19 protein-coding genes are annotated in these 20,816 nt (G+C 39.1%); 11 read left to right on the top strand and 8 right to left on the bottom strand.

Annotated features, from left to right (window positions below):
* Position 1: 1 nt before the first annotated feature.
* The 3 genes from sapA to pspF all read right to left on the bottom strand — a co-directional run bounded on the left by sapA (position 2) and on the right by pspF (position 4,214).
* Positions 2 to 1,675, bottom strand: coding sequence for an ABC transporter substrate-binding protein SapA (gene sapA / locus PR675_RS02460; protein WP_004919235.1), 1,674 nt, complete (start codon positions 1,673 to 1,675; stop codon positions 2 to 4).
* A 366-nt stretch (positions 1,676 to 2,041) separates the two neighbouring features.
* A complete protein-coding gene (locus PR675_RS02455; RefSeq protein ID WP_004919238.1) occupies positions 2,042 to 2,650 on the bottom strand; it encodes a hypothetical protein in 609 nt (202 codons plus the stop codon).
* A gap of 550 nt (positions 2,651 to 3,200) precedes the next feature.
* On the bottom strand, positions 3,201 to 4,214 hold the full coding sequence (gene pspF / locus PR675_RS02450; protein WP_004919240.1) for a phage shock protein operon transcriptional activator: 1,014 nt from the start codon (positions 4,212 to 4,214) through the stop codon (positions 3,201 to 3,203).
* A gap of 284 nt (positions 4,215 to 4,498) precedes the next feature.
* On the opposite strand from pspF, the gene pspA reads away from it, so the two are divergent.
* The 8 genes from pspA (at position 4,499) to PR675_RS02410 (ending at position 11,025) form a co-directional block, all read left to right on the top strand.
* A complete protein-coding gene (gene pspA / locus PR675_RS02445; protein ID WP_004919242.1) occupies positions 4,499 to 5,170 on the top strand; it encodes a phage shock protein PspA in 672 nt (223 codons plus the stop codon).
* A gap of 80 nt (positions 5,171 to 5,250) precedes the next feature.
* Positions 5,251 to 5,481: an envelope stress response membrane protein PspB gene (gene pspB / locus PR675_RS02440; protein ID WP_004919244.1), complete on the top strand. Its 231-nt coding sequence runs from the start codon at positions 5,251 to 5,253 to the stop codon at positions 5,479 to 5,481.
* On the top strand, positions 5,481 to 5,834 hold the full coding sequence (pspC, locus tag PR675_RS02435; RefSeq protein ID WP_014658236.1) for an envelope stress response membrane protein PspC: 354 nt from the start codon (positions 5,481 to 5,483) through the stop codon (positions 5,832 to 5,834). The genes pspB and pspC overlap by 1 nt, the downstream gene beginning before the upstream one ends.
* An 89-nt stretch (positions 5,835 to 5,923) precedes the next feature.
* Positions 5,924 to 6,106: a hypothetical protein gene (locus PR675_RS02430; protein ID WP_004919249.1), complete on the top strand. Its 183-nt coding sequence runs from the start codon at positions 5,924 to 5,926 to the stop codon at positions 6,104 to 6,106.
* Positions 6,107 to 6,226: 120 nt separating this feature from the next.
* The gene (locus tag PR675_RS02425) at positions 6,227 to 7,624 is read left to right on the top strand and encodes a YcjX family protein (protein WP_060561304.1); all 1,398 of its coding nucleotides are present in this window, start codon (positions 6,227 to 6,229) and stop codon (positions 7,622 to 7,624) included.
* Entirely contained in the window at positions 7,621 to 8,676 is a 1,056-nt protein-coding gene (locus tag PR675_RS02420) for a YcjF family protein (protein ID WP_060561303.1), read from the top strand. The genes PR675_RS02425 and PR675_RS02420 overlap by 4 nt, the downstream gene beginning before the upstream one ends.
* Positions 8,677 to 8,912: 236 nt before the next feature.
* Entirely contained in the window at positions 8,913 to 10,472 is a 1,560-nt protein-coding gene (gene tyrR / locus PR675_RS02415; protein WP_004919254.1) for a transcriptional regulator TyrR, read from the top strand.
* A 178-nt stretch (positions 10,473 to 10,650) separates the two neighbouring features.
* Positions 10,651 to 11,025, top strand: a complete 375-nt coding sequence (locus tag PR675_RS02410) for a hypothetical protein (RefSeq protein ID WP_014658238.1) — start codon at positions 10,651 to 10,653, stop codon at positions 11,023 to 11,025.
* Positions 11,026 to 11,071: 46 nt separating this feature from the next.
* On the opposite strand, the gene tpx is transcribed toward PR675_RS02410, so the two are convergent.
* Entirely contained in the window at positions 11,072 to 11,575 is a 504-nt protein-coding gene (gene tpx, locus PR675_RS02405) for a thiol peroxidase (protein WP_014658239.1), read from the bottom strand.
* 445 nt (positions 11,576 to 12,020) lie between these two features.
* Between tpx and PR675_RS02400 the strand changes: the two genes are divergently transcribed.
* On the top strand, positions 12,021 to 13,643 hold the full coding sequence (locus PR675_RS02400) for a peptide ABC transporter substrate-binding protein (protein WP_004919261.1): 1,623 nt from the start codon (positions 12,021 to 12,023) through the stop codon (positions 13,641 to 13,643).
* Positions 13,644 to 14,352: 709 nt separating this feature from the next.
* Entirely contained in the window at positions 14,353 to 15,336 is a 984-nt protein-coding gene (gene zntB / locus PR675_RS02395; protein WP_004919264.1) for a zinc transporter ZntB, read from the top strand.
* 344 nt (positions 15,337 to 15,680) lie between these two features.
* On the opposite strand, the gene ttcA is transcribed toward zntB, so the two are convergent.
* The 3 genes from ttcA to PR675_RS02380 all read right to left on the bottom strand — a co-directional run bounded on the left by ttcA (position 15,681) and on the right by PR675_RS02380 (position 19,422).
* Complete coding sequence (ttcA, locus tag PR675_RS02390) at positions 15,681 to 16,595, bottom strand: tRNA 2-thiocytidine(32) synthetase TtcA (protein WP_060561302.1); 915 nt, start codon at positions 16,593 to 16,595, stop codon at positions 15,681 to 15,683.
* A gap of 1,439 nt (positions 16,596 to 18,034) precedes the next feature.
* A complete protein-coding gene (locus tag PR675_RS02385) occupies positions 18,035 to 18,283 on the bottom strand; it encodes a helix-turn-helix domain-containing protein (protein ID WP_004919272.1) in 249 nt (82 codons plus the stop codon).
* 443 nt (positions 18,284 to 18,726) lie between these two features.
* Complete coding sequence (locus PR675_RS02380; RefSeq protein ID WP_036940038.1) at positions 18,727 to 19,422, bottom strand: aspartate/glutamate racemase family protein; 696 nt, start codon at positions 19,420 to 19,422, stop codon at positions 18,727 to 18,729.
* A gap of 238 nt (positions 19,423 to 19,660) precedes the next feature.
* Here PR675_RS02380 and PR675_RS02375 point away from each other — a divergent pair, with 238 nt between their 5' ends.
* Positions 19,661 to 19,993: an MliC family protein gene (locus PR675_RS02375; protein WP_004919278.1), complete on the top strand. Its 333-nt coding sequence runs from the start codon at positions 19,661 to 19,663 to the stop codon at positions 19,991 to 19,993.
* 60 nt (positions 19,994 to 20,053) lie between these two features.
* Here PR675_RS02375 and PR675_RS02370 read toward each other — a convergent pair whose 3' ends face one another.
* Positions 20,054 to 20,680 carry a glutathione S-transferase family protein gene (locus PR675_RS02370; RefSeq protein WP_036943877.1) on the bottom strand — a complete coding sequence of 209 codons (627 nt, stop codon included), beginning with the start codon at positions 20,678 to 20,680 and terminating at the stop codon, positions 20,054 to 20,056.
* Between the last annotated feature and the right edge of the window lie 136 nt (positions 20,681 to 20,816).

The following is a 20,816-nucleotide window of genomic DNA, read 5'->3' as shown; positions in this document are numbered from 1 at the left end:
GTTACTGTTCCTGTTTATGACCTGTTTTTTGGCTATTTTCATTCATATCTCTGTACACGCCTGCAAATGAAGTATTACCAAATGCACTGATCACGAGGCCCTTCATATCAAAGCGATAGGCTTGCAAACGTAAAGAGTAAGCGAGAGGTAAAACAGGCAAATCATCGCTCAGTAGCTGTTGGGCTTGATGATAGTAATCAATACGGGCGGCAAGTTGCTCCGTTAACAGTGCTTTATGCAGTATTTCGTCAAAAGCAGGGCTGCACCAATGACTTAGGTTGGTCTGAGAAGCTATCGCGGCACAACTCAGCAAAGGACGGAAGAAACTGTCTGGGTCGTTACTGTCGGTCGCCCAACCCGCTAAAGTCATATCATGGGAGCGATCCATTAATTGGTTCTCTTGAAAACGGCCTTCGACAGAGCGAATATTCATGATAATGCCTACTTGCGCCAAATCAGCTTGGATAAGCTCAGCCATTTTTAATGGGCTAGGGTTATACGATTGTGATGAAACAGGTACCCAAAGGTCAAGTTGCAAGTTTTCCAGTCCTAGCTCTTGTAACATTTTTTTGGCTAACTCGGGGTTATAATCAGTCACTTTGGCTTGATTATCATAGGCCCAAGAAGCTCGTGGCAAAATCGAAGCGGCAGTTTCTGCTGTGCCGTAGTAGATAGATTGCATCAAGCGATCATTATTAATGGCATAAGCGATGGCTTGGCGCACTTTGAGTTGGTCCAAAGGGGGCTTGCTGGTATTGAAAGCCAAATATGCGATATTCATGCCTGAACGCATTGATAGGCGTAGACGTGGGTCATCACGTAACACTGACAATTGGCTGGCGGCAGGGTAAGCCAACACATCGCATTCGCCAGTGAGCAATTTTGAGATTCTCCCCGTACCGCCAGCGCCCATATCAATAACCACCTCTTTCATGCGAGGTTCACCCTTCCAGTAGTTATCATTACGAAACAGACGGACAAATTGGCCTGCTTGATAGTCATCAAGGCGAAATGGTCCGGTGCCGACAGGGCGCCAATCAATCATCTCTTGGCGATTAATTTGAGCGAGGTGATCGGCATATTCAGCCGATAAAATAGGCGCATAGTGGGTCGCTAAGTGCCATAGAAAAGAAGCATCAGGGGCATTCAGACGGAATTCAACCGTATAATCATTTAATTTACGAATACTTTGTACGCTATTGGCAAATTGCAAACTATCAAAATAGGGGTAGTGACCGCCATTAATGTAGTGATAAGGATGATTAACTTCAAACATGCGAGCGAAGCTAAAAACAACATCATCGGCATTCATATTACGTGTTGGAGTAAACCACGGTGTTTGCTGAAATTTGACATCTTTACGCAGTGTTAATCGATAAGTTGCGCCATTATCCAGTACCTCCCAGCGTGACGCCACTTCCGGAATTAACCGATAGGTAAAAGGGTCAACATCTAGCAGGCGATCATAAATTTGCGCTGCCAAGGGGTCGACAATTAGGCCACTACTGACTAACTGGGGATTGAAAGTGGTAACAATGCCATTAACACAATAGATAAAGCCGTTTTGGCGGATGTTTTTGGGAACATCATTCGCCGCAGTATCCTGATATGACACATCGTTAGCCTGAGCGACCAGTGAAAAAGTAAATAGAAGCCAAAGAATTATTAAGCGCATAGCACTGATATCGTTAACCTTAAATATCCTATTGTAGCGTAAAAAGGGGCTGACAGGATATAAGCAAAAATAGTGTTTATTTTTAGGACAAGCAGGGCCGTCATGAATAGAAAACAGTCTGAAAAAGGAAAATAATATTATTAAAATTCATCTAATTATACTTAAATGAGAAAAAATCTCATTAAACTGCTTTACAAATGGTACTGATAACTATTATCATTCGCTTTGCCTCCTAAGCAAAAAGCTTGTGGTCAGGCATGACATTGCTCACATTGCTTCCAGTGTTTTTTTATAGCCAGCATGGGTGCTGGCTTTTTTTTATCTCAAAATAGATAGATTATACATATCAAAACGGATAAGGGTCGGCTAGTGTATTAACCCAACGGCTTGTAAATCCTTTTCTTCAACATTGCCTTGTAAAGTACACATAATTTTAACCGTGTTATTTTCCTTGTTGGCTTCGATAAAAAACAGTTTTTCAGCGGAATCACCAACAGGGATCAGGCCGCTAACTGGCGTGAGGTTTTTTTGCCAAGGTTCAGAAATCGCATTTCGCATTTTTGAATTGGCGACAAAATAGCCAGCCCCTTCAATCAGGGGGATGTGCTGAGATAAATGTTGAATGACATCTTGTTCTGGCATGGATGTTTCAAACCCCCAGTAATAAAACCTTCCCCCAATCCGGTTATTAGAAATTTCTTTATAACGCTCAAGATCAATAGCAATGGCGATAAAGTGGGTAAGTTCTAAACCATCTTTAGTGGTGTATTGCAAAGGAATATTGATGCCTGATTGACTAAATAATTCAGCGATAGTGATATTTTGGGGGATCATTGCGAATTCTTGGTTATGTTTTATCTCTTCAAAAAAACGACTATCGCATGCAGAAAGTGCTTTTATAATACCGATTGCATGTGCAGAGTAAGTGCAACTTATCAATAAAGAGAATAAAATCATTTTTTTTATGATAGCCATTTTATACCCTCAAAAATATAGCCATAAACAGTGACAAAACGGTCAATGACAAGTAACGTATAAAATAAAAATTAAGTGATTAGCTTTCGTAATGTTAATTAAATTAAACTCAGTTAACTTGATAGCTTTACTTGCAGTTTATTTCACACTTATTAGATGTACGTATATTTACTAATCGAGATGTTAGCCATTTATCCTTTAATGTAATAGTAGAGTGATATATGAAGATTAACAATATTTAAAAAATCACATCGGCTATTTTAGTTCGGTCATTATTTATCTACTCAATTATGTTGTACACTACAAATAAAAATATACGTTCTTACTCCCCCTACGAATAATACTATTAATAGGGAGAAAAGATAGTTTATGGATTAATCACTCATTAATTGCAAATGTAGCTACTATTGCCGAGAAATAGCATTTAAGTGCTGTTAAAGACAATCATGCCATGTTCAGTCAGCTTCGTTTTGACGTTGACTGAAACGGATATTTAACACCATAAGAGATAAATAACAGAGCTTTTAATTTATTTTAGTATCATATCGATTTAATTATTAGTTGATAAATTATCAAGATTAATTTGATGTTTTTTAATTAACCCACGTAGCTGATCATAACTTAGAGATAACCGCTGAGCGGCTTTACGCTGATTAAATTGGCTCTGTTGTAAAGCTTGCTCAAGTAATTGTTTTTCACTTTGCTGCTGCCAAAGGCGTAAATCACATGGCAAAGAGGGTAATGATATTTTTTGCTCTGGTATCTTTTCAGGGTTTGAGAGGGCGGCGAGTTTCTCACCAAAAGGGTCAAAAATAATTGTTTCAACAGGCGCATCATTATCTTTATGCCGATAAACGGAACGCTCAACCACATTTTTTAATTCACGAATATTACCCGGCCACGGATATTGCTCTAACGCTTGCTGTGCTTTTGGACTAAAGCCGCTGAAATATGGGCGTTTGAGTTCACCACACATTGCGATGGCAAAATGTTCGGCTAAGAGCATGATATCGGACACACGCTCACGTAAAGGTGGAATACGGATCACTTCAAAGGCTAACCTATCGAGTAGATCTGCCCGAAAGCGGCCCTCTTTTGCCAATTCAGGTAAATTTGCATTTGTCGCACACACTAAACGCACGTTGACTTTCAGAGATTGACTGCCACCAACACGTTCAAGTTCGCCATATTCAATAACACGAAGAAGCTTTTCTTGTACGGACATAGGCGCAGTAGCAAGTTCATCGAGGAACAGCGTGCCTTTATCTGCCCGTTCGAAACGACCTTGATGGCGTTTTTGAGCGCCCGTAAATGAGCCTGCTTCGTGGCCAAATAATTCAGAATCTAGCAAATTCTCATTGAGTCCACTGCAATTTAGGGAGATAAAGGGTTCTTGCCAACGAGGAGAAAGGTAGTGTAGGCGATCGGCAATTAGCTCTTTACCTGTACCGCGCTCACCAATGACTAATATGGGTTTATTTAGTTGAGCCAGTTCAGACGTCCGTTCAAGTACATCTAAAAAGTTAGATGAGTTACCAATAATTGTATCATTAGTGTTTTTCATGGTTATTTTTACCAATAGTTGGTTTTGTTGGCCTATTTAAAATATAGTCTAGATTGACGCTAATGAATACAAAAATAATTTATTGGTTATAATTCAAAGTGTTATGTATTTTTATGAAAGTTGGCACGCTGATTGCAGTAAATTAATCGTAATAGAACGAATGTCCTTGTCACAACGTTATGTGGCGGATGAAAACAGTTAAACGGAGCATCACGTATTGGTTGGAAGCCAAAATCGGGTTGAGGCTCTACTGAATGATAAAATCCATCAAGAGGAAATAAATAATGGGTATTTTTTCACGTTTTGCCGATATCATTAATGCAAATATCGCATCTTTGCTGGACAAAGCAGAGGATCCGCAAAAAATGATCCGCCTGATGATTCAGGAAATGGAAGACATGCTAGTTGAAATCCGTTCGACATCGGCTCGTACTTTAGCAGAGAAAAAAGGTTTAGAGCGTCGTATCGAAATGGGCGAAAAGCAAGTTGCTGATTGGCAAGAAAAAGCGGAATTGGCTCTTGTGAAAGATAAAGAAGATCTTGCGCGTGCCGCATTGATTGAAAAGCAAAAAGTCAACTCAATGGTTGATACCTTAAAACATGAGCTTATTATTGTTGAAGAGACGCTAACGCGCTTGAAAGGTGAAATCACTGAGCTTGAAAATAAATTGCAAGAAACGCGCGCTAAACAGCAATCCATGATGGTGCGTTTAGAAGCGGCACAATCTAGCCGTAATGTTCGTCGTCAACTCGATAGTGGTAAGTTAGACGAAGCAATGGCACGTTTTGAGCAGTTCGAACGCCGTATTGACCATATGGAAGGTGAAGCTCAGAGCTACGGTATTGGTAAACAAAAATCATTGGAACAACAATTTGCTGAATTGAAAGCAGATGATGAAATTAGTGAACAATTAGCGGCATTAAAGGCTAAAATCAACACTAATAAAGAACAGTAATTTTGTAATCCCTAAACCTTAGCGTAGCGAATGGCTGCGCTAGGGAAGGCGGATACCACCATTTGATATAAGGAAATGTGATGGGCTATGTTTTTCTGTCTCTCGTACTGATTGTTTTTCTCATTTTTATTCTGCCGTTTTGGTTGTGGTTACACTACAACAAACAGAATAACAGGCAGGGGAGCCAGCTAACAGAAAATGAAATCCAACGTTTAACTCAGCTTGCAGAGCAGACACAACGTATGCAACAGCGCATTAAAACGTTGGAAGATATTCTGGATGCGGAACATCCTAATTGGAGGCAAAAATAATGACCGATTTTCGCAATCGCCAATTATATCGATTAACTGACCGTCGTGTTTTTGGCGGAGTGTGTGCCGGTATCGCACAATTTTTTGATTTACCGGTTGCCTTAGTCAGGGTGATTGCCATATTGGCACTCTTTATGAGCTTTGGATTAACACTGGTCTTATATATCGTCATGTGTTTTGTGCTACCTAAAGCTCCAAGTGGTTATCAAGGTCAAGATGTTAGTGTTGAAGTTTCAAAACTATTTAATGAAATTGATGCACAGTTAAAATCAGGTGAACTACGCTTACGCCAAATAGAGCGCTATGTCACCTCAGATACCTATACCGTTAATAGTAAGTTTCGTCATTTATAATTAATGTGCGCCCTCACATTTCGGGGAATAAGACTTTTGTTTTATTCCCTAAAATGTCTATCCAACGCTTAAATTCATGCGGTGGCACTATGCAAACGAATATTAAACGTAAACTCAAACAACAAGCCAAAAAACAAGCACTCAGTAAAGGGTTGAAGATAGTTGCAACACTTGCCATAACTTATGGGCCAGGAGGTATTCTTGGCAAAATACTCAAAATAGTAGGCAGTAAGTGGGTCATCGGTTATTTAACAAAACGGATAGTAAAATAATCGTATAAAATACAGTGGTTATTGATTGAACCGTATAAAAACAAATTGCACTCAACAAATTAGTGATGCTGAATTTATGCTAAATTAGGCATCAATAATATTTGAGCGAGTGGGAGAAATATGAAACGGCTGCAAAATGAATTGACGGATTTGGTGAATCGTAGTGTCGATCGCCATGTTAGGCTCGCCGTAACTGGGCTGAGTCGTAGTGGAAAGACAGCATTTATTACTTCTCTTGTAAATCAGCTATTAAATGTAAATAGTGGTGCGCGTTTACCGCTATTTTCAGCCGCACGAGATAACCGTTTACTGGGTGTAAAACGGATACCGCAACGTGATTTTTCGATCCAGCGCTTTACGTATGATGAAGGGATCGCACAATTATATGGTCATCCCCCTCAATGGCCAACGCCGACACGCGGTGTCAGTGAAATACGCTTGAAATTACATTATCGCTCAGAAGACTCATTTTTTCGTCATTTTGTTGATAACTCTTCTTTATATCTGGAAATTATCGATTATCCAGGGGAATGGTTACTCGACCTTCCTATGCTTGATCAAAGCTACTTAGAATGGTCTTCTCAAATGAAGACCTTACAAAAAGGGGAGCGAGGTAAGCTTGCGCAAGCATGGTTAACATTATGTGAGTCATGTGACCCACTCGCACCCGCCGATGAAAATTTACTCGCGGCAATTTCCACGGCCTACACCACGTATTTAGAAGAGTGTAAAGCGCAAGGCCAACATTTTATTCAACCCGGACGTTTTGTACTTCCAGGGGAGCTTGCTGGAGCGCCAGCATTACAGTTTTTTCCATGGCCGAATATCGAAAAATATGGTGAGAAAAAACTGGCGCAAGCCGATAAGCATACCAACATTGGTATGCTACAGCGTCGCTATCAATATTACTGTGAGAATGTTGTAAAAGGCTTTTATAAAGACCATTTTCAACGGTTTGATCGGCAAATTGTTCTGGTGGACTGTTTACAACCTTTAAACAGTGGTCCGGACGCATTTAACGATATGCGCATGGCTCTGACACAGCTAATGCGTAGCTTCCATTATGGTAAACGAACGCTACTAAGACGTATGTTTTCCCCCTGCATAGATAAGCTGCTATTTGCTGCAAGTAAGTCTGACCATGTCACGCCAGATCAACATGCTAACCTAGTATCGTTATTACAGCAGTTGGTCCAAGAGGCTTGGCAAAACGCAGCATTCGAAGGAATTAGCATGGATTGTATTGGTCTTGCGTCTATCCAAGCCACAGAGAGTGGTATTGTTGATTATCAAGGTGAAAAGCTGCCAGCATTAAAAGGGGAACGTTTGAGCGATGGTCAATCGATGACATTCTATCCAGGGGAGGTTCCAAAAAGGCTTCCGAGTGAAGTCTTTTGGCAAAAGCAGCGGTTTGAGTTTGAAAACTTCCGTCCTCGGCAAACACCGTTAGATCAGCCGTTACCTCATATTCGGATGGACAGTGCACTGGAGTTCTTGTTGGGAGATAAATTGAAATGAATGAACCAATCAAACAACGAGTTGATTTTTCCGAAGAAGATATAGCAGCAGAGGCTGAAAAACTCAGAAAAGCACGCCACTTTGATCCGCAAGAGCAACATAAATTTACGCCCGTAGAAATTGAGGCCGAGCAAGATGAGCAAGAAGGTGAGGTTGAAAGTTTAATTAACGAAGCGCTTAAGCCTAAAAGGAGTTTCTGGCGTAGGCTAGTCGGAACGGCAGTTGGGATTTTTGCTGTGAGTGTGATGGCTCAGTTAGGTATCTGGATCCACACGTCATGGGTCACGCAAGATTGGACTGCATTGGGTACAGCAGCCGCAGGAGGACTAATTGTCGTTGCAGGTGTCGGATCAATTGCCACAGAATGGCGGCGTCTATATCGCTTAAAAGAGCGGGCTCAAGAGCGTGATATTGCAAGGGAATTGCTACACAGCCATGGCATGGGGCAAGGGAAAATCTTTTGTGAAAAACTGGCAAAACAGTCGGCACTTTCGGAGCAGCATCCCGCATTACAACGTTGGCAGGCTACGATACAGGAAACACACAATGACCGTGAAGTGGTTGAGTTGTATAGCAAATTAGTTCAGCCGATTCTTGATGAACAAGCACGTAAAGAGATCAGCCGCTCGTCGGCCGAGTCTGCTCTGATGATTGCGGTCAGCCCACTTGCCATTGTTGATATGGCATTTATTGCATGGAGAAATATTCGCTTAATTAATAGAATTGCTGCAATTTACGGCATTGAATTAGGGTATTACAGCCGCATTCGACTCTTTCGAATGGTATTAATTAACATTGCTTTTGCCGGAGCGTCAGAGCTGATCCGTGAAGTGGGTATGGACTGGTTATCACAAGATATTACAGCTCGTTTATCTACTCGTGCCGCACAAGGCATTGGTGCAGGGCTATTAACCGCCAGATTAGGGATTAAAGCGATGGAGTTGTGTCGCCCATTACCGTGGATTGATGATAAACCGCGTTTAGCTGATTTCCGAGGGCAACTGCTGAGCCAAATAAAAAATGCGGTTCCGAGCAAAAAAGACGCTAAATAAAAGTCTCATCGCTGGCAGGTGTGATTGACAGTAAAGTACACTTGCCAGCCTAAAAACAGAAAGTGGTTATCTCTACAACCATCCCTGATTATTACTTATTGTCGTAATAGCAATTTTGCCATTTTCCCACGTTGTAAATTATTAGTGTCAACAATATGTGACACATGTGCTGTATTCTTACCGTAAATCAAGCTAAAATATTAGATCTATATTGTTTCTGCTAAAGGTTTTTATCCATGCGCCTCGAAGTGACTTGCCAAGACCGTATCGGTCTAACTCGTGAATTGCTTGATTTATTGGTCCTACAGAATATTGATCTTAAAGGCATTGAAATATCGGCGCAGAGACGGATATACCTCAATTTTACGCCTGTTGATTTTCAGGTGTTTAGCACGTTAATGGCAGAAATTCGTCGTATTAATGGCGTAATTGATGTACGTCGTATCTTTTTCATGCCGTCTGAGCGGGAGCATAAGGCGGTGTGGGCGCTATTAAACTCATTCCCTGAACCAGTTTTATCCATCGATAATAAACTAAACATTGAATTGGTTAACCCAATGTCATTACAAATTTTTGGCGTGGATGAAACCAAGATAAAACAAAAGACTTTCTCGCAACTGGTTAGTAACCATGGTTTACAACGTTGGTTTGAGCGAGAAGAGCCTGAAGCTTATACGGAAAGAGTAACCGTAAAAGGAAATGACTATTTAATGCAAGTCACGCCAATCATCTTAGCGGATGAAAATGGCAAGTCACACTGTACTGGTGCTGTTTTATTACTAAAATCAATAGCGATATTAGAAAAACAGCGCAAGCAAATTGTGGGTGCAGATGTGGATGGTTTTGACCTTATCGTTGCCAGTAGCCCCGCCATGTCACATGTTGTCGAACGTGCTAAACGTATCGCAATGTTAGATGAGCCTTTATTGTTAGTTGGGGAAACGGGAACAGGTAAAGATATGCTAGCCAAAGCGTGTCATTTGCATAGTGCACGCGGTAGTGCGCCATTTTTAGGGCTGAATTGTGCTTCAATGCCTGATGATGTGGTCGAAAGTGAATTGTTTGGTTATGCAGCAGGGGCATATCCGAATGCCTTAGATGGGAAAAAAGGGTTCTTTGAACAGGCAAACGGTGGCACGGTATTATTGGATGAAATTGCGGAAATGTCACCGCAAATGCAGATAAAACTATTGCGTTTTCTGAATGATGGAACATTTAGGCGCGTCGGTGAAGAGCGAGAAGTGAAAGTGGATGTGCGGGTCATTTGTGCCACACAAAAGAACCTGCCAGAGCTCGTTGCACAGAAAAAATTTAGGGAAGATTTATATTATCGCTTAAATGTTTTGAGCTTAACTATTCCTCCTTTACGTGAAAGACAAGAAGATATCTTGCCGCTAACCGAAGTTTTTGTCGCGAATTTTTCTAAAGAGTTAAATATCCCTAAACCTCGATTAGCACCTTCCTTAGTTGATTATCTAAGCCGCTATTATTGGCCTGGCAATGTAAGGCAGTTACGAAATGCCATTTATCAAGGCTTAACTCAATTAGAAGGGGATGTCCTGAATTCACATGATATTGATTTGCCAGAAATAGACAATTTACCAACGGTGGCTGTTGACTCTTTAAATGGTTCGTTAGATGAAATAACAAAACGTTATGAGGCATCGGTACTCGCACGTTTATATCGTGATTATCCAAGTACACGGAAGTTGGCAAAACGCCTTGACGTTTCCCATACCGCGATTGCGAATAAGTTACGCGAATATGGATTGAGCCAGAAAAAAGAGCAAGAATAACTTTTTTTGATGAGAAATGTGATCGTTGGCGATGATTTCATCACTGCGGGTATCTTTTAGCACAAAAAGCAAACTATACTGAGAATAACTGGATATTCATTTGAAAAACGTTAAAGCTGTATTTTGATTGATGATAACCGATATCGCAAGGCCGCCCGTGTGCCTGCAAGGAGTTGCTATGGATCAATTCGCTCTTAACTTTATTGTGAATACAAAACTACGTGAGTATCTCAATCAACGTCATTATAAAAATGATATGTTTGAGTCAGCGGCCTCGGCTGCTGAGTTATATTTGATGAATAGAGCGGCAGCCCGCTATTTAGAAAAACGCCATCGTTTCACATGGGAAGCCCTTGTTAAAAATGGCAATAAACCCCGTGATCTTATTATTGATATCCTCACATCCTCATGCCCCGCAAATAAAGAGCAGGCAATGAAAATCCTCAGTTGTTGTTCTCACTCGTTAGTCAATATGATGAGCGAAAATAAACTGTTTGCGAGTTTAGTGAATGCTAAGCAGGGCAAGCCACTGAATTGGCTCTATGTGGAATAGTTGATGGGAATAAGCAGCCAGTTTTTAGGCTGGCTGCTATTGAGGATTACTTCAATGCAGCAAGTGCTTTGTCATAATCAGGTTCTTCAGTGATCTCTGGAACTAACTGGCTATAAATCACTTTATCATTCTCGTCTAATACGACAACAGAACGTGCTGTTAACCCTTTTAGTGGGCCACTCGTCATCGCAACGCCATAGTTTTTGGCAAACTCAGGGTGACGGAAAGTAGAAAGAGTGACAACGTTGTCTAAACCTTCTGCGCCACAAAAACGTGCTTGTGCAAAAGGCAAGTCAGCAGAAATACACAGGACAACAGTATTGTTGAGGTCATTGGCGAGTTGGTTAAATTTGCGTACAGATGCAGCACAAACGCCAGTATCAACACTTGGGAAGATGTTCAGAACTTTACGTTTACCTTTGTAACTTTCCAATGTTGCTTCAGAAAGGTCTTTAGTCACTAAGGTAAATGCTTTTGCTTGATGGCCAGGCTGTAAAAATACACCATCAACGGTGACTTCATTACCTTTTAACTTGACGGACTGTGACATATTATTTTCTCCCATATATGAGCAAGTTTGTGAAACTACGAATATTATTATTGATGAGCTTGCTAGCGACCAAGCTAGCACTAGATGAATTCAATAGCAACATAACACAACCAATTTGCTTTGATTGCTAATTAAGTGCTTATCTCATTATTTTAAATCAAGTGATTTTCCATGGGGAAAGCACAATACCTAGAAAGGGTTAAAGTGGTGAGAAAAGAGTCTGTCATCGGAAACAGATTAGAGTAGAGTATATAGATTTTTAAACAATGAAAGAATATGATGCCTAAAGGGTTCTTGGTCGTTTTGTGAAGCCATCAACCTCTAGCTAAGATATTTTATTAGTCATAATATGTAGAATATCTTTTATATTTGCTTAGCTGATTTTTCGGTCTCGTAGCACGAAATTGTCAGTTAACCTTATTTGCTAATACGACAGAATCCCAAAATGCATAAACGCTCACTTTCATCTTTAGCTATTATTTTTACAGCGATGTTTACCGCTGCTCCTGCTGTTTCGGCTGTTATTCCTGCTGGTACAGTACTGGCAGAAAAGCAAGAGGTGACCCGTCATCTAAAAGATGAACCGGCATCCTTAGATCCGATAAAGTCTGTTGGGCTGACTGAAGCTCAGGTTATGCGTGATTTATTCGAAGGGTTGGTTAATCAAGATAGTCATGGGAAACCTATCCCCGGCGTTGCGCAAAGTTGGAGCACGACGGATAATAAAACGTGGATGTTTAAGCTACGTCCTGATGCGCGTTGGTCAAATGGTGACCCTGTGACAGCCGACGATTTTGTATATAGCTGGCGTCGGTTAGTTATGCCTGAAAATACCTCACCGTTTGCGTGGTTTGGTGCCCTTGCTGGTATTAATAATGCACAACAAATTATTGATGGGAAATTACCTGCCGACCAACTGGGGGTAGAAGCCATTGACAAACGAACCCTTAAAATTACGCTTGATAAGCCAATCCCTTATTTCCCATCCTTAACGGCTAACTTTAGCTTATTCCCTGTTCATGCTAAGACGGTCGAAAAATATGGTGCGGATTGGATTAAAGTTGGTAATTTAGTGGGTAATGGTGCATTTATATTATCGGATAGAATGGTTAATGAAAAAATTGTGTTAACACCAAATCCATTCTACTGGGATCATGCAAATACTGTGATCACAAAAGTGACTTTTGTTCCTATCAACCAAGAGTCAAATGCAACAAATCGCTATTTAGCGGGGGATTTGGATATTACAGAATCTTTCCCTAAACAACGTTATCAAAAATTACTGGCAGATATTCCTAATGAGGTTTTCACACCTGACCAATTAGGTACTTATTACTATGCATTTAATACACAAAGAGCGCCAACTAACGATGCTCGTGTGCGTAAAGCCTTATCAATGACGATTGATCGTAATTTGATTGCTAAAAAAGTATTAGGTACAGGGGAAAAGCCAGCAAATCGTTTTACGCCAGACGTGACAGCCGGATTCAAACCGCAAAAAGGGATGTATGATAATGCTTCCCAAAAAGAGTTAGATGAAAAGGCAAAAGCGCTATTGCATTCAGCAGGCTATGGGCCTAATAACCCGTTAAGATTGGTTCTTCTGTATAATAGTTCGGAAAATCACCAAAAAATTGCTATTGCTGTGGCTTCAATGTGGAAGAAAAAATTGGGGGCTGAAGTTAAGCTAGTCAACCAAGAATGGAAAACCTATATTGACAGCCGCAATACGGGGAACTTTGACGTCATTAGGGCATCTTGGATAGGTGATTTTAATGAACCCTCTACCTTCTTATCGTTATTAACCGCTCAACACAGTGGCAATATCCCCAAATTTAATAGCAAAAGATATGATGAGGTGATGGCTTCGGCGAGTATTGAGACAAACGAAGAGTTGCGTAACCGTTATTATAATCAAGCGGAAGAAATAATCGCTCAAGAAGCACCGATTGCCCCAATATATCAGTATACGAATGGGCGTTTGATTAAGCCATGGTTAAAAGGGTATCCAATAGAAAACCCTGAAGATGTGGCATACAGCCATAGTTTTTATATTATTGAACACTAACGCCATACGCAGCCTATATATTTTTATATGGGCTGTTTTTTTGGTGTAAAAAAGAAAAAGCTCCTTCCGCTGGAGAGACAGAAGGAGGACCAAAAAAGGAATAAACACTACAAAGTGAATACTAATGTAGTCCGATGTTAATTTATTGTTCTTTTGTGGCAAAGTAATGTTGGTATTTAGCAAAAATGGCGGTTGCAAAACAAATCGTTCGCTTCTACTGACTATACTTTCATTTTAACGCATTATTCTTACGTATTATCTGGTAGCTGTCTGTTAATTAAACAAAATTTTATATATTACGTCGAATAAGCGAAGAGAATATACTCGCTTTGATGTGTCATATTAATATAGGCGTTAGGCTGGATAGTGGGGACTTGCGAATTTTGTTATGACTACCATGATGAATAGATAATAAGCAGGCATGGTGAAAATATGGAGAATAATAAATATTCTAAATGAGATTTAACAGTACCATACTGATATTTCAAGCTTTGGTAGGGCTTATTTGAGATAAGCTAATAAGCAAAAATAGGCGTTATTCAACCTATATTTTATGTTACCTATATATTCAATCTAATCTAAGATATTTCTTATATTATCGATACGATAAAACCGTGAATTGGGCCAACGCTATTTTTCACCTTGATATTTCCGGCACATTCCCTCTATGCTATAACGATAACTGGCTAAAAAGGAAGGAGATAACGGCATGGCGTTGATTTATGGCTCATTATTTCAGAGTTCAAACCCTGTACATGCATTCCAATTAAATGGAGAGGGTGGGTTTATTCCCCTTGATGTTAACGCGAGTGCCACTCAACAATCTCCTTTTTGGCTACATTATGATTATAAAAATCGAGAAAGTGAGCAATGGATCCAAAACTCAGAGCTGTTTAGCGAACAAGTTAAAGCCGCGCTTTGTGGCCATGCAGGTCGTTGGCGAATTTTGAGAGTTGGCGATGGCATTTTATTAACATTGCAAACGTTGAACACTAATGCAGGCCAGCGCCCTGAACAGCTAGTCGCTTTCCGTGTCTTTATTAACAGTCGATTGATTATTTCAAGTCGCCATAGAAAAGTAAATTCGCTCGATTCAGTTATTATTGACTTACAAGAAGGGGTTGGTGCGCAAAGTACCGGAGATTGGCTGGTGGAAGTTGCGGATGCGATTACTGATGAAATCAGCGACTTTACCGATACTTTACATGAACGTTTAATTGGGATGGAAGATACCATTTTGAATGGTGAAATCCCTGAGCGCGGTGAACTTGCGTTATTACGCAAACAAATTATTGTGATACGTCGCTATATGGCACCACAGCGGGATATGTTGGCGCGTTTGGCGACAGAAAAGCTATTATGGATTGATGATACCGATAGGCGGCGGTTGCAGGAAATTTCCGATCGTTTAGGGCGTTGTATTGAGGATTTGGATGGTTTTGTTTCGCGTACAGCAATTATGTCTGATGAAATCACCAATATGATGACCGAAATGATGAACCGTCGTATTTATACGATGTCACTACTTGCGATGATTTTTTTACCAACAACTTTTTTAACAGGGTTATTTGGGGTCAATTTAGCAGGTATTCCTGGCAGTGAATTTAGGTTTGCATTCAGCGTATTTTGTCTCTTATTGGCGGTATTAATTGGTACTGTTTTTTGGTGGTTGAGAAAAAGCCGTTGGCTTTAAAAAGAAAGTTATCTGTGTTAACCCACCCTTGTTTGAGATAAATCAATAAAAGGTACGTTGATTTGGGGCACTATTAATTCCGCAGGTGAATGCAACGTTGAGCGATGAACGTTGTGCTCCATAATTGTAGTTTTTCTCATATTGAGTTCTTGTACAGAATAATTGACCACTGTAATGCCGATGTATATTGCATCGGCTTTTTTTTATTCTAAATTTACCTTCAATCCATTCACATTGTGGAGAATGCCAAACGGATATTTGTTGGGGTAGCGACATTCAGGTGTCGCAACATGATACAAATAAGCATCTTGCCACCTTCATACAAAGTGAAGGTGGCAATGGCGTTATTTCACCTCAATAACATTCAGGCGTTCCGCAGTAAATTCAGGTCTATCGTCATCATCAACTTGGTGTTGTGTGGGGATTTCTTCTCGATCAAATGCTAAATCGCCACCATTGATGACGGTATCGCCATGAGCGACATTTTTAAAATCAAACAACTCAGTATCACATAAGTGAGAGGGAACGACATTTTGAGTGGCTCTGAACATTGTTTCAATACGACCTGGGTAGCGTTTATCCCAATCACGTAGCAGATCTTTAATTACTTGACGCTGTAAATTAGGTTGTGAGCCACAAAGATTACACGGAATAATTGGAAATTCTTTTGCTTGGGCGTAACGCTCAATATCTTTTTCTCGGCAATAAGCTAAAGGGCGGATCACAATATGTTTACCGTCATCGCTCATTAATTTAGGTGGCATACCTTTTAGTTTTCCACCGTAAAACATATTTAGAAAAAGAGTTTGTAAGATATCGTCGCGATGGTGGCCTAGTGCGATTTTAGTTGCGCCTAATTCTGTTGCGGTACGATATAAAATGCCTCTACGTAAACGGGAGCATAGTGAGCATGTTGTTTTCCCTTCTGGGATTTTCTCTTTTACAATCCCATAGGTATTCTCTTCAACAATCTTGTACTCGATTCCGAGGTTTTCAAGGTATTCGGGGAGAATATGCTCGGGGAAACCGGGTTGTTTTTGATCTAAGTTGACAGCAACCAACGAGAAAGAGATCGGTGCACTTTTTTGCAAGCTTTGCAAAATAGAAAGTAGGGTATAACTGTCTTTACCACCAGATAGGCAGACCATAATCCGATCGCCATCTTCAATCATGTTGAAGTCGGCAATGGCTTGCCCTACATCGCGGCGCAATTTTTTTTGTAGCTTGTTAAAGTTATATTGTTCTTTCTGTGCGTTCATTTTCTACTGTTCTGTATCGTTGCTGATTATTGTTTAATTCAATGAATTTTAAGTTTTTTGTTTTTAATTGTCCTCATGGCCTATCATCTTGCTGTATCTTTTGTATAAGAAATAAGGCGCTTTATGGATGCGGGCAATAAACTCACTAACAAAAAACTTAAGGCAATCCTCGGTAAGGAAATTGCTAAGCCAGCCATAATAGCAGATGGACGAGGTCTTTCGATACAGGTAAGTCAAAATTGATCCATTTTAATAAATGAGGAGCTTTAGTAATGGAAGATAACTCAATTATTGTGGTGTTCATAACATAATGAAAAATCATAAGTTATAGTCAAAAGATCAAACTCAAATCTGTTAAATCCTAGAATCTTTAGGTATCGTAGCAACGCGCATTACAACCTCTAAAAAGCGTGGCTTTCATAGTGATAGAGGTACTTATATATCAATAAATTATATCGGTTGGCATGCGATAATGGCGGCATTAGTGACGGAGATTAGTTAGCCAAGGTATGTATGAATCTAGCCATAAAACAAATTGCATTAACACAACAGATAAAGCGATAACCCGCCATATCGATGGTTTTATCCATGTCATGCAAGATAAAAATAGAATCACAATAATGGATAAAAAAATCCTGACAAATAAAACGACTAACATAAGTGAATAGGCATGATTTACATCTAGCACTCGATATTTAAACACAAGTATCGAGGCAAACGTCATACTAGGAAGGATCAACATCCAAATCAGGAAAAATACAATGGCTAATGAATACCGACTTGTGCAGTATTTATGTAATTTACTCACCCAATACCCCAGATAAAAAATCAACTTAAGTTATATATTAAATAAATAAAGATTAAATGTCATCAAAAGTGTATTCAATGGTGATTAGTGAATAAAAAGTAGATTTTTCATTGGCTGATGCTGCTATGGCGTTTATCAGTCAAGCATAGGGTTTTTGACATCGTGTGTCGGTAAGAAATCAAAAATATTGGCTGCCACCATAAAGTGGTTTAGCTTTGATGTTGCGATTGGATTAGAATAAATTTTAGGGCAGTGAAAAATTATTAACGCATTAAAAAACAGCTAGAAATTCACAGTATATCTCGTTGATATTTTGATAATGCATTGCTTTATCAATTAGATATTAAAAAATACGATGGCATAGTTGCTAATAAAAGTAGCAATAACACATTAATATTGAGCGATTATTACTGTTTTTTTTGTAAAGCGCATGCTTGTTAACTTATTTAACTCATATTGTTAAATTTTATTATTCATCTAAAACTATTAATTATTAAATTTACTAGCTAGTCTTTATCATAAAATGATCATTAGAATAATACTAAGAATAACAAAAAATTAAATAACATTGGAAACAGTAGGGCGTTTAGCCCTGCTGTATATTCAGGGGGGAAGGAAGGACAGTCAATATCTATATCCAAGTTGGTTTTCCTGGTTTTTCAAAAACTTCAAGCAAATGTTTAATATCCACATCCAGTATACTAGAAACAATCATTAGGTGTTCCACATAAATAGAGACGCTTCCTTCTTCATATTGAATATAGTTTCGTTCTGATATTTTTAATGCAGCAGCCATGGCTTCCGTAGAGATACCTCGGGATGTACGTAGTTTTCTAATATAGTTGCCTAAAGCGATTCCTCTAAAGTTTGGTTGCTTCATGAGTCAATTATCCATAGCGTAAAATGTAAGGCTATTATCAGAAATAATATGATTAATTCAATAGTATTATTCTGCTAAAAAAGTGTATTTCATAAAGTCAAAATAATCATATGGAAATTTTATATTTATCTAATAGTGAATTTGGCGATAAATGAATCTAAAAAATGTCAGATTTGTACAGTTATAGATATTAAAACTAATATCACTGGATAAATAATTTTTCTTAACATAAGAAAAGTTAAGTAAATCCACTTAGTGCATGGTAAGAAATGACGAAAAATGAGGTAAATACAATTAAAAGTAAAAACGATAAATCTATCCCACTTTATCTGTTTCAAAAATAGAAGGTCTATTATCAATAAAGTATTTAACCTCATAAGATCACCTTACTCTATTTTGAGCTAATAATAGTAAGGTGCTATTTTCAAGGAAATGAATATTTATTATTCGCTTAAAGCAAAATCAACAGCTTTTTGAGCATGTAAAGCCGTTGTATCAAAAATAGGTACCGATGTATCATTTTGATCTACCAATAGCGTGATCTCTGTGCAACCCAAAATGATCCCTTCCGCGCCATTTTCAACCAGTGATGCCATAATTCGTTGATATTGCTTTTTAGATCCGGTAGTGATTTTTCCTAGGCACAGCTCTTGATAAATGATGTCATGAACAATTTTTCTATCTTGGTCGTTAGGTGTGAGCACAGATAAATTGTATTTTTCATGAAGACGATCTTTATAAAAAGGTTGCTCCATCGTAAAAGCCGTACCTAATAAACCGATTTTTCTAATGCCTGAATTGATAATGCGTTCGCCAGTCGCATCAGCAATATGCAGTAAAGGAATATTAATGTTATTCTCAATTTGCTCGGCAACTTTGTGCATTGTATTAGTACAAAGTACAACAAAGTCAGCACCTGCTTGCTCTACGTTTTTTCCTGCCTGCGCAAGGTATTGACCCGCAAGCTCCCATTGCCCTGCCGATTGCATATGTTCTATTTCAGCGAAATCGACACTATATAAAGCGATTTTTGCTGAATGAAGACCGCCAAGCTGTTGCTTGATGCCTTCATTAATCTGCCGGTAGTAAAGCAAAGTTGATTCCCAACTCATTCCCCCGATTAAACCAATTGTTTTCATATCCGTTTCTCCATTATATTTTTTATAGCTAAGAATACTTCTATAACAACTATTTTTTTAGGGCAATAGATTATTTAAGCTATTAAAATAACAAGTAGAAACTCTTAGATAAATTAAAAAAATAAAATGAAATGACAAAAAAAGAATAATTACGGATGAATCTTATGTATCAAAAAATGAGATTTGTCATGATATCGCCGAGAGGTAAGAACCTCTCAAAGCGATTTAAGGAGAAAAAATGCGTAAAGTTATTTCAGTTTCGGCTATAGCACTTGTTTCTGCATTAACAGCGTCATCTGCTTTTGCGGCAAAAACGGACACTTATAAGTGTGAAGATCAAAAAATTAGGGTTTCATTCCCTGATGAAAATACCGCTGTGATGCTTTATAGCGATGAACTTATCGTGTTAAAAAGCGCTCCAGCAGCAAATGGCGCTCGTTATGTTGGCGAAAACATGCAGTTGTGGTCTCATGGGAAGAATGAGTTTAATTTAGCCACAATTTCTGAAGATGATGTTGTTAACAATCGCATTACTGATGATAAAGGCCGTACTTGTAAATTAGTCAAATAATTAATGGAGTGTGCTAATTTATTTAGCACACTCTACTTTACTAATTATCGGTTATTGAAATTAAGGGATATTGGGGTCTAAATATAATTTAGCGGCAGGACGCGTTAATACTTGCTGATAATATTGTGAAATAGCAGGGGTGTTTGGCCTAATAATCGGTGTAAGCAACCAGCGATGTATAGAGAGTGCTAGAGTAATATCAGCTACCGTAAATTGTTTTCCATTAATAAAATTACCATTTTTTTCAAGCTCTGCTTCAAGCAGCAGCATTTTACTGTTCCACTCATCAGTACTTTTAGCTATCAATTCAGGGTACTGAATAAAACTATCACTTTTCCGAACAAGTGCCATAAAAGCAGCACGCCATGCGCTGTTTAGTTCAGTTGCTTGCCAATCCATCCATTTTTCAACGTCTGCTTTTTCTTCTGGGCTTTCAGGTAGTAGATCAAAGCGTTGTGCTTTGGTGGCAATATAGCGGCAAATTGTATTACTTTCCCACAAAATACCATTTTCGTGGATTAATACGGGGACGAGCCCATTAGGATTAAGCTTAAGATAATCAGCAGATTTTAGGCTTAACTCATCTCCCCATTGTGGCTCATGAATGAAGGGAAGTTGAGCTTCTTGTGCAGCCCACAGGACTTTGCGAACATTGATTGATGTGGTACGACCTAGGATCTTTAGCATAACGGCCTCGAAAAGCATCAATAAGAAATAATGGGAATAACATAGCTCTATAGGAAGCGCAATTTAAATGTGGTGATATCAGCTAAAAGCGCCATTATTGCTAATGGCGACGATGAAACGACGCCTATACGTATTG

Source organism: Providencia sp. PROV261 (assembly GCF_028477945.1).
Classification (GTDB): domain Bacteria; phylum Pseudomonadota; class Gammaproteobacteria; order Enterobacterales; family Enterobacteriaceae; genus Providencia; species Providencia stuartii.
This window is presented reverse-complemented; position numbering and strand designations above follow the sequence as displayed.

What these genes read in the sequence shown, in the direction of transcription:
- pspB (WP_004919244.1), top strand. Translation starts at nt 5,251, where the DNA reads ATGGGCTATGTTTTTCTGTCTCTCGTACTGATTGTTTTTCTCATTTTT.
- PR675_RS02410 (WP_014658238.1), top strand. Translation starts at nt 10,651, where the DNA reads ATGGATCAATTCGCTCTTAACTTTATTGTGAATACAAAACTACGTGAG.
- PR675_RS02375 (WP_004919278.1), top strand. Translation starts at nt 19,661, where the DNA reads ATGCGTAAAGTTATTTCAGTTTCGGCTATAGCACTTGTTTCTGCATTA.
- PR675_RS02455 (WP_004919238.1), bottom strand. Translation starts at nt 2,650, where the DNA reads ATGGCTATCATAAAAAAAATGATTTTATTCTCTTTATTGATAAGTTGC.
- PR675_RS02380 (WP_036940038.1), bottom strand. Translation starts at nt 19,422, where the DNA reads ATGAAAACAATTGGTTTAATCGGGGGAATGAGTTGGGAATCAACTTTG.
- tpx (WP_014658239.1), bottom strand. Translation starts at nt 11,575, where the DNA reads ATGTCACAGTCCGTCAAGTTAAAAGGTAATGAAGTCACCGTTGATGGT.
- pspF (WP_004919240.1), bottom strand. Translation starts at nt 4,214, where the DNA reads ATGAAAAACACTAATGATACAATTATTGGTAACTCATCTAACTTTTTA.
- pspC (WP_014658236.1), top strand. Translation starts at nt 5,481, where the DNA reads ATGACCGATTTTCGCAATCGCCAATTATATCGATTAACTGACCGTCGT.
- sapA (WP_004919235.1), bottom strand. Translation starts at nt 1,675, where the DNA reads ATGCGCTTAATAATTCTTTGGCTTCTATTTACTTTTTCACTGGTCGCT.
- PR675_RS02430 (WP_004919249.1), top strand. Translation starts at nt 5,924, where the DNA reads ATGCAAACGAATATTAAACGTAAACTCAAACAACAAGCCAAAAAACAA.
- tyrR (WP_004919254.1), top strand. Translation starts at nt 8,913, where the DNA reads ATGCGCCTCGAAGTGACTTGCCAAGACCGTATCGGTCTAACTCGTGAA.
- pspA (WP_004919242.1), top strand. Translation starts at nt 4,499, where the DNA reads ATGGGTATTTTTTCACGTTTTGCCGATATCATTAATGCAAATATCGCA.
- zntB (WP_004919264.1), top strand. Translation starts at nt 14,353, where the DNA reads ATGGCGTTGATTTATGGCTCATTATTTCAGAGTTCAAACCCTGTACAT.
- PR675_RS02400 (WP_004919261.1), top strand. Translation starts at nt 12,021, where the DNA reads ATGCATAAACGCTCACTTTCATCTTTAGCTATTATTTTTACAGCGATG.
- PR675_RS02425 (WP_060561304.1), top strand. Translation starts at nt 6,227, where the DNA reads ATGAAACGGCTGCAAAATGAATTGACGGATTTGGTGAATCGTAGTGTC.
- PR675_RS02420 (WP_060561303.1), top strand. Translation starts at nt 7,621, where the DNA reads ATGAATGAACCAATCAAACAACGAGTTGATTTTTCCGAAGAAGATATA.
- PR675_RS02370 (WP_036943877.1), bottom strand. Translation starts at nt 20,680, where the DNA reads ATGCTAAAGATCCTAGGTCGTACCACATCAATCAATGTTCGCAAAGTC.
- PR675_RS02385 (WP_004919272.1), bottom strand. Translation starts at nt 18,283, where the DNA reads ATGAAGCAACCAAACTTTAGAGGAATCGCTTTAGGCAACTATATTAGA.
- ttcA (WP_060561302.1), bottom strand. Translation starts at nt 16,595, where the DNA reads ATGAACGCACAGAAAGAACAATATAACTTTAACAAGCTACAAAAAAAA.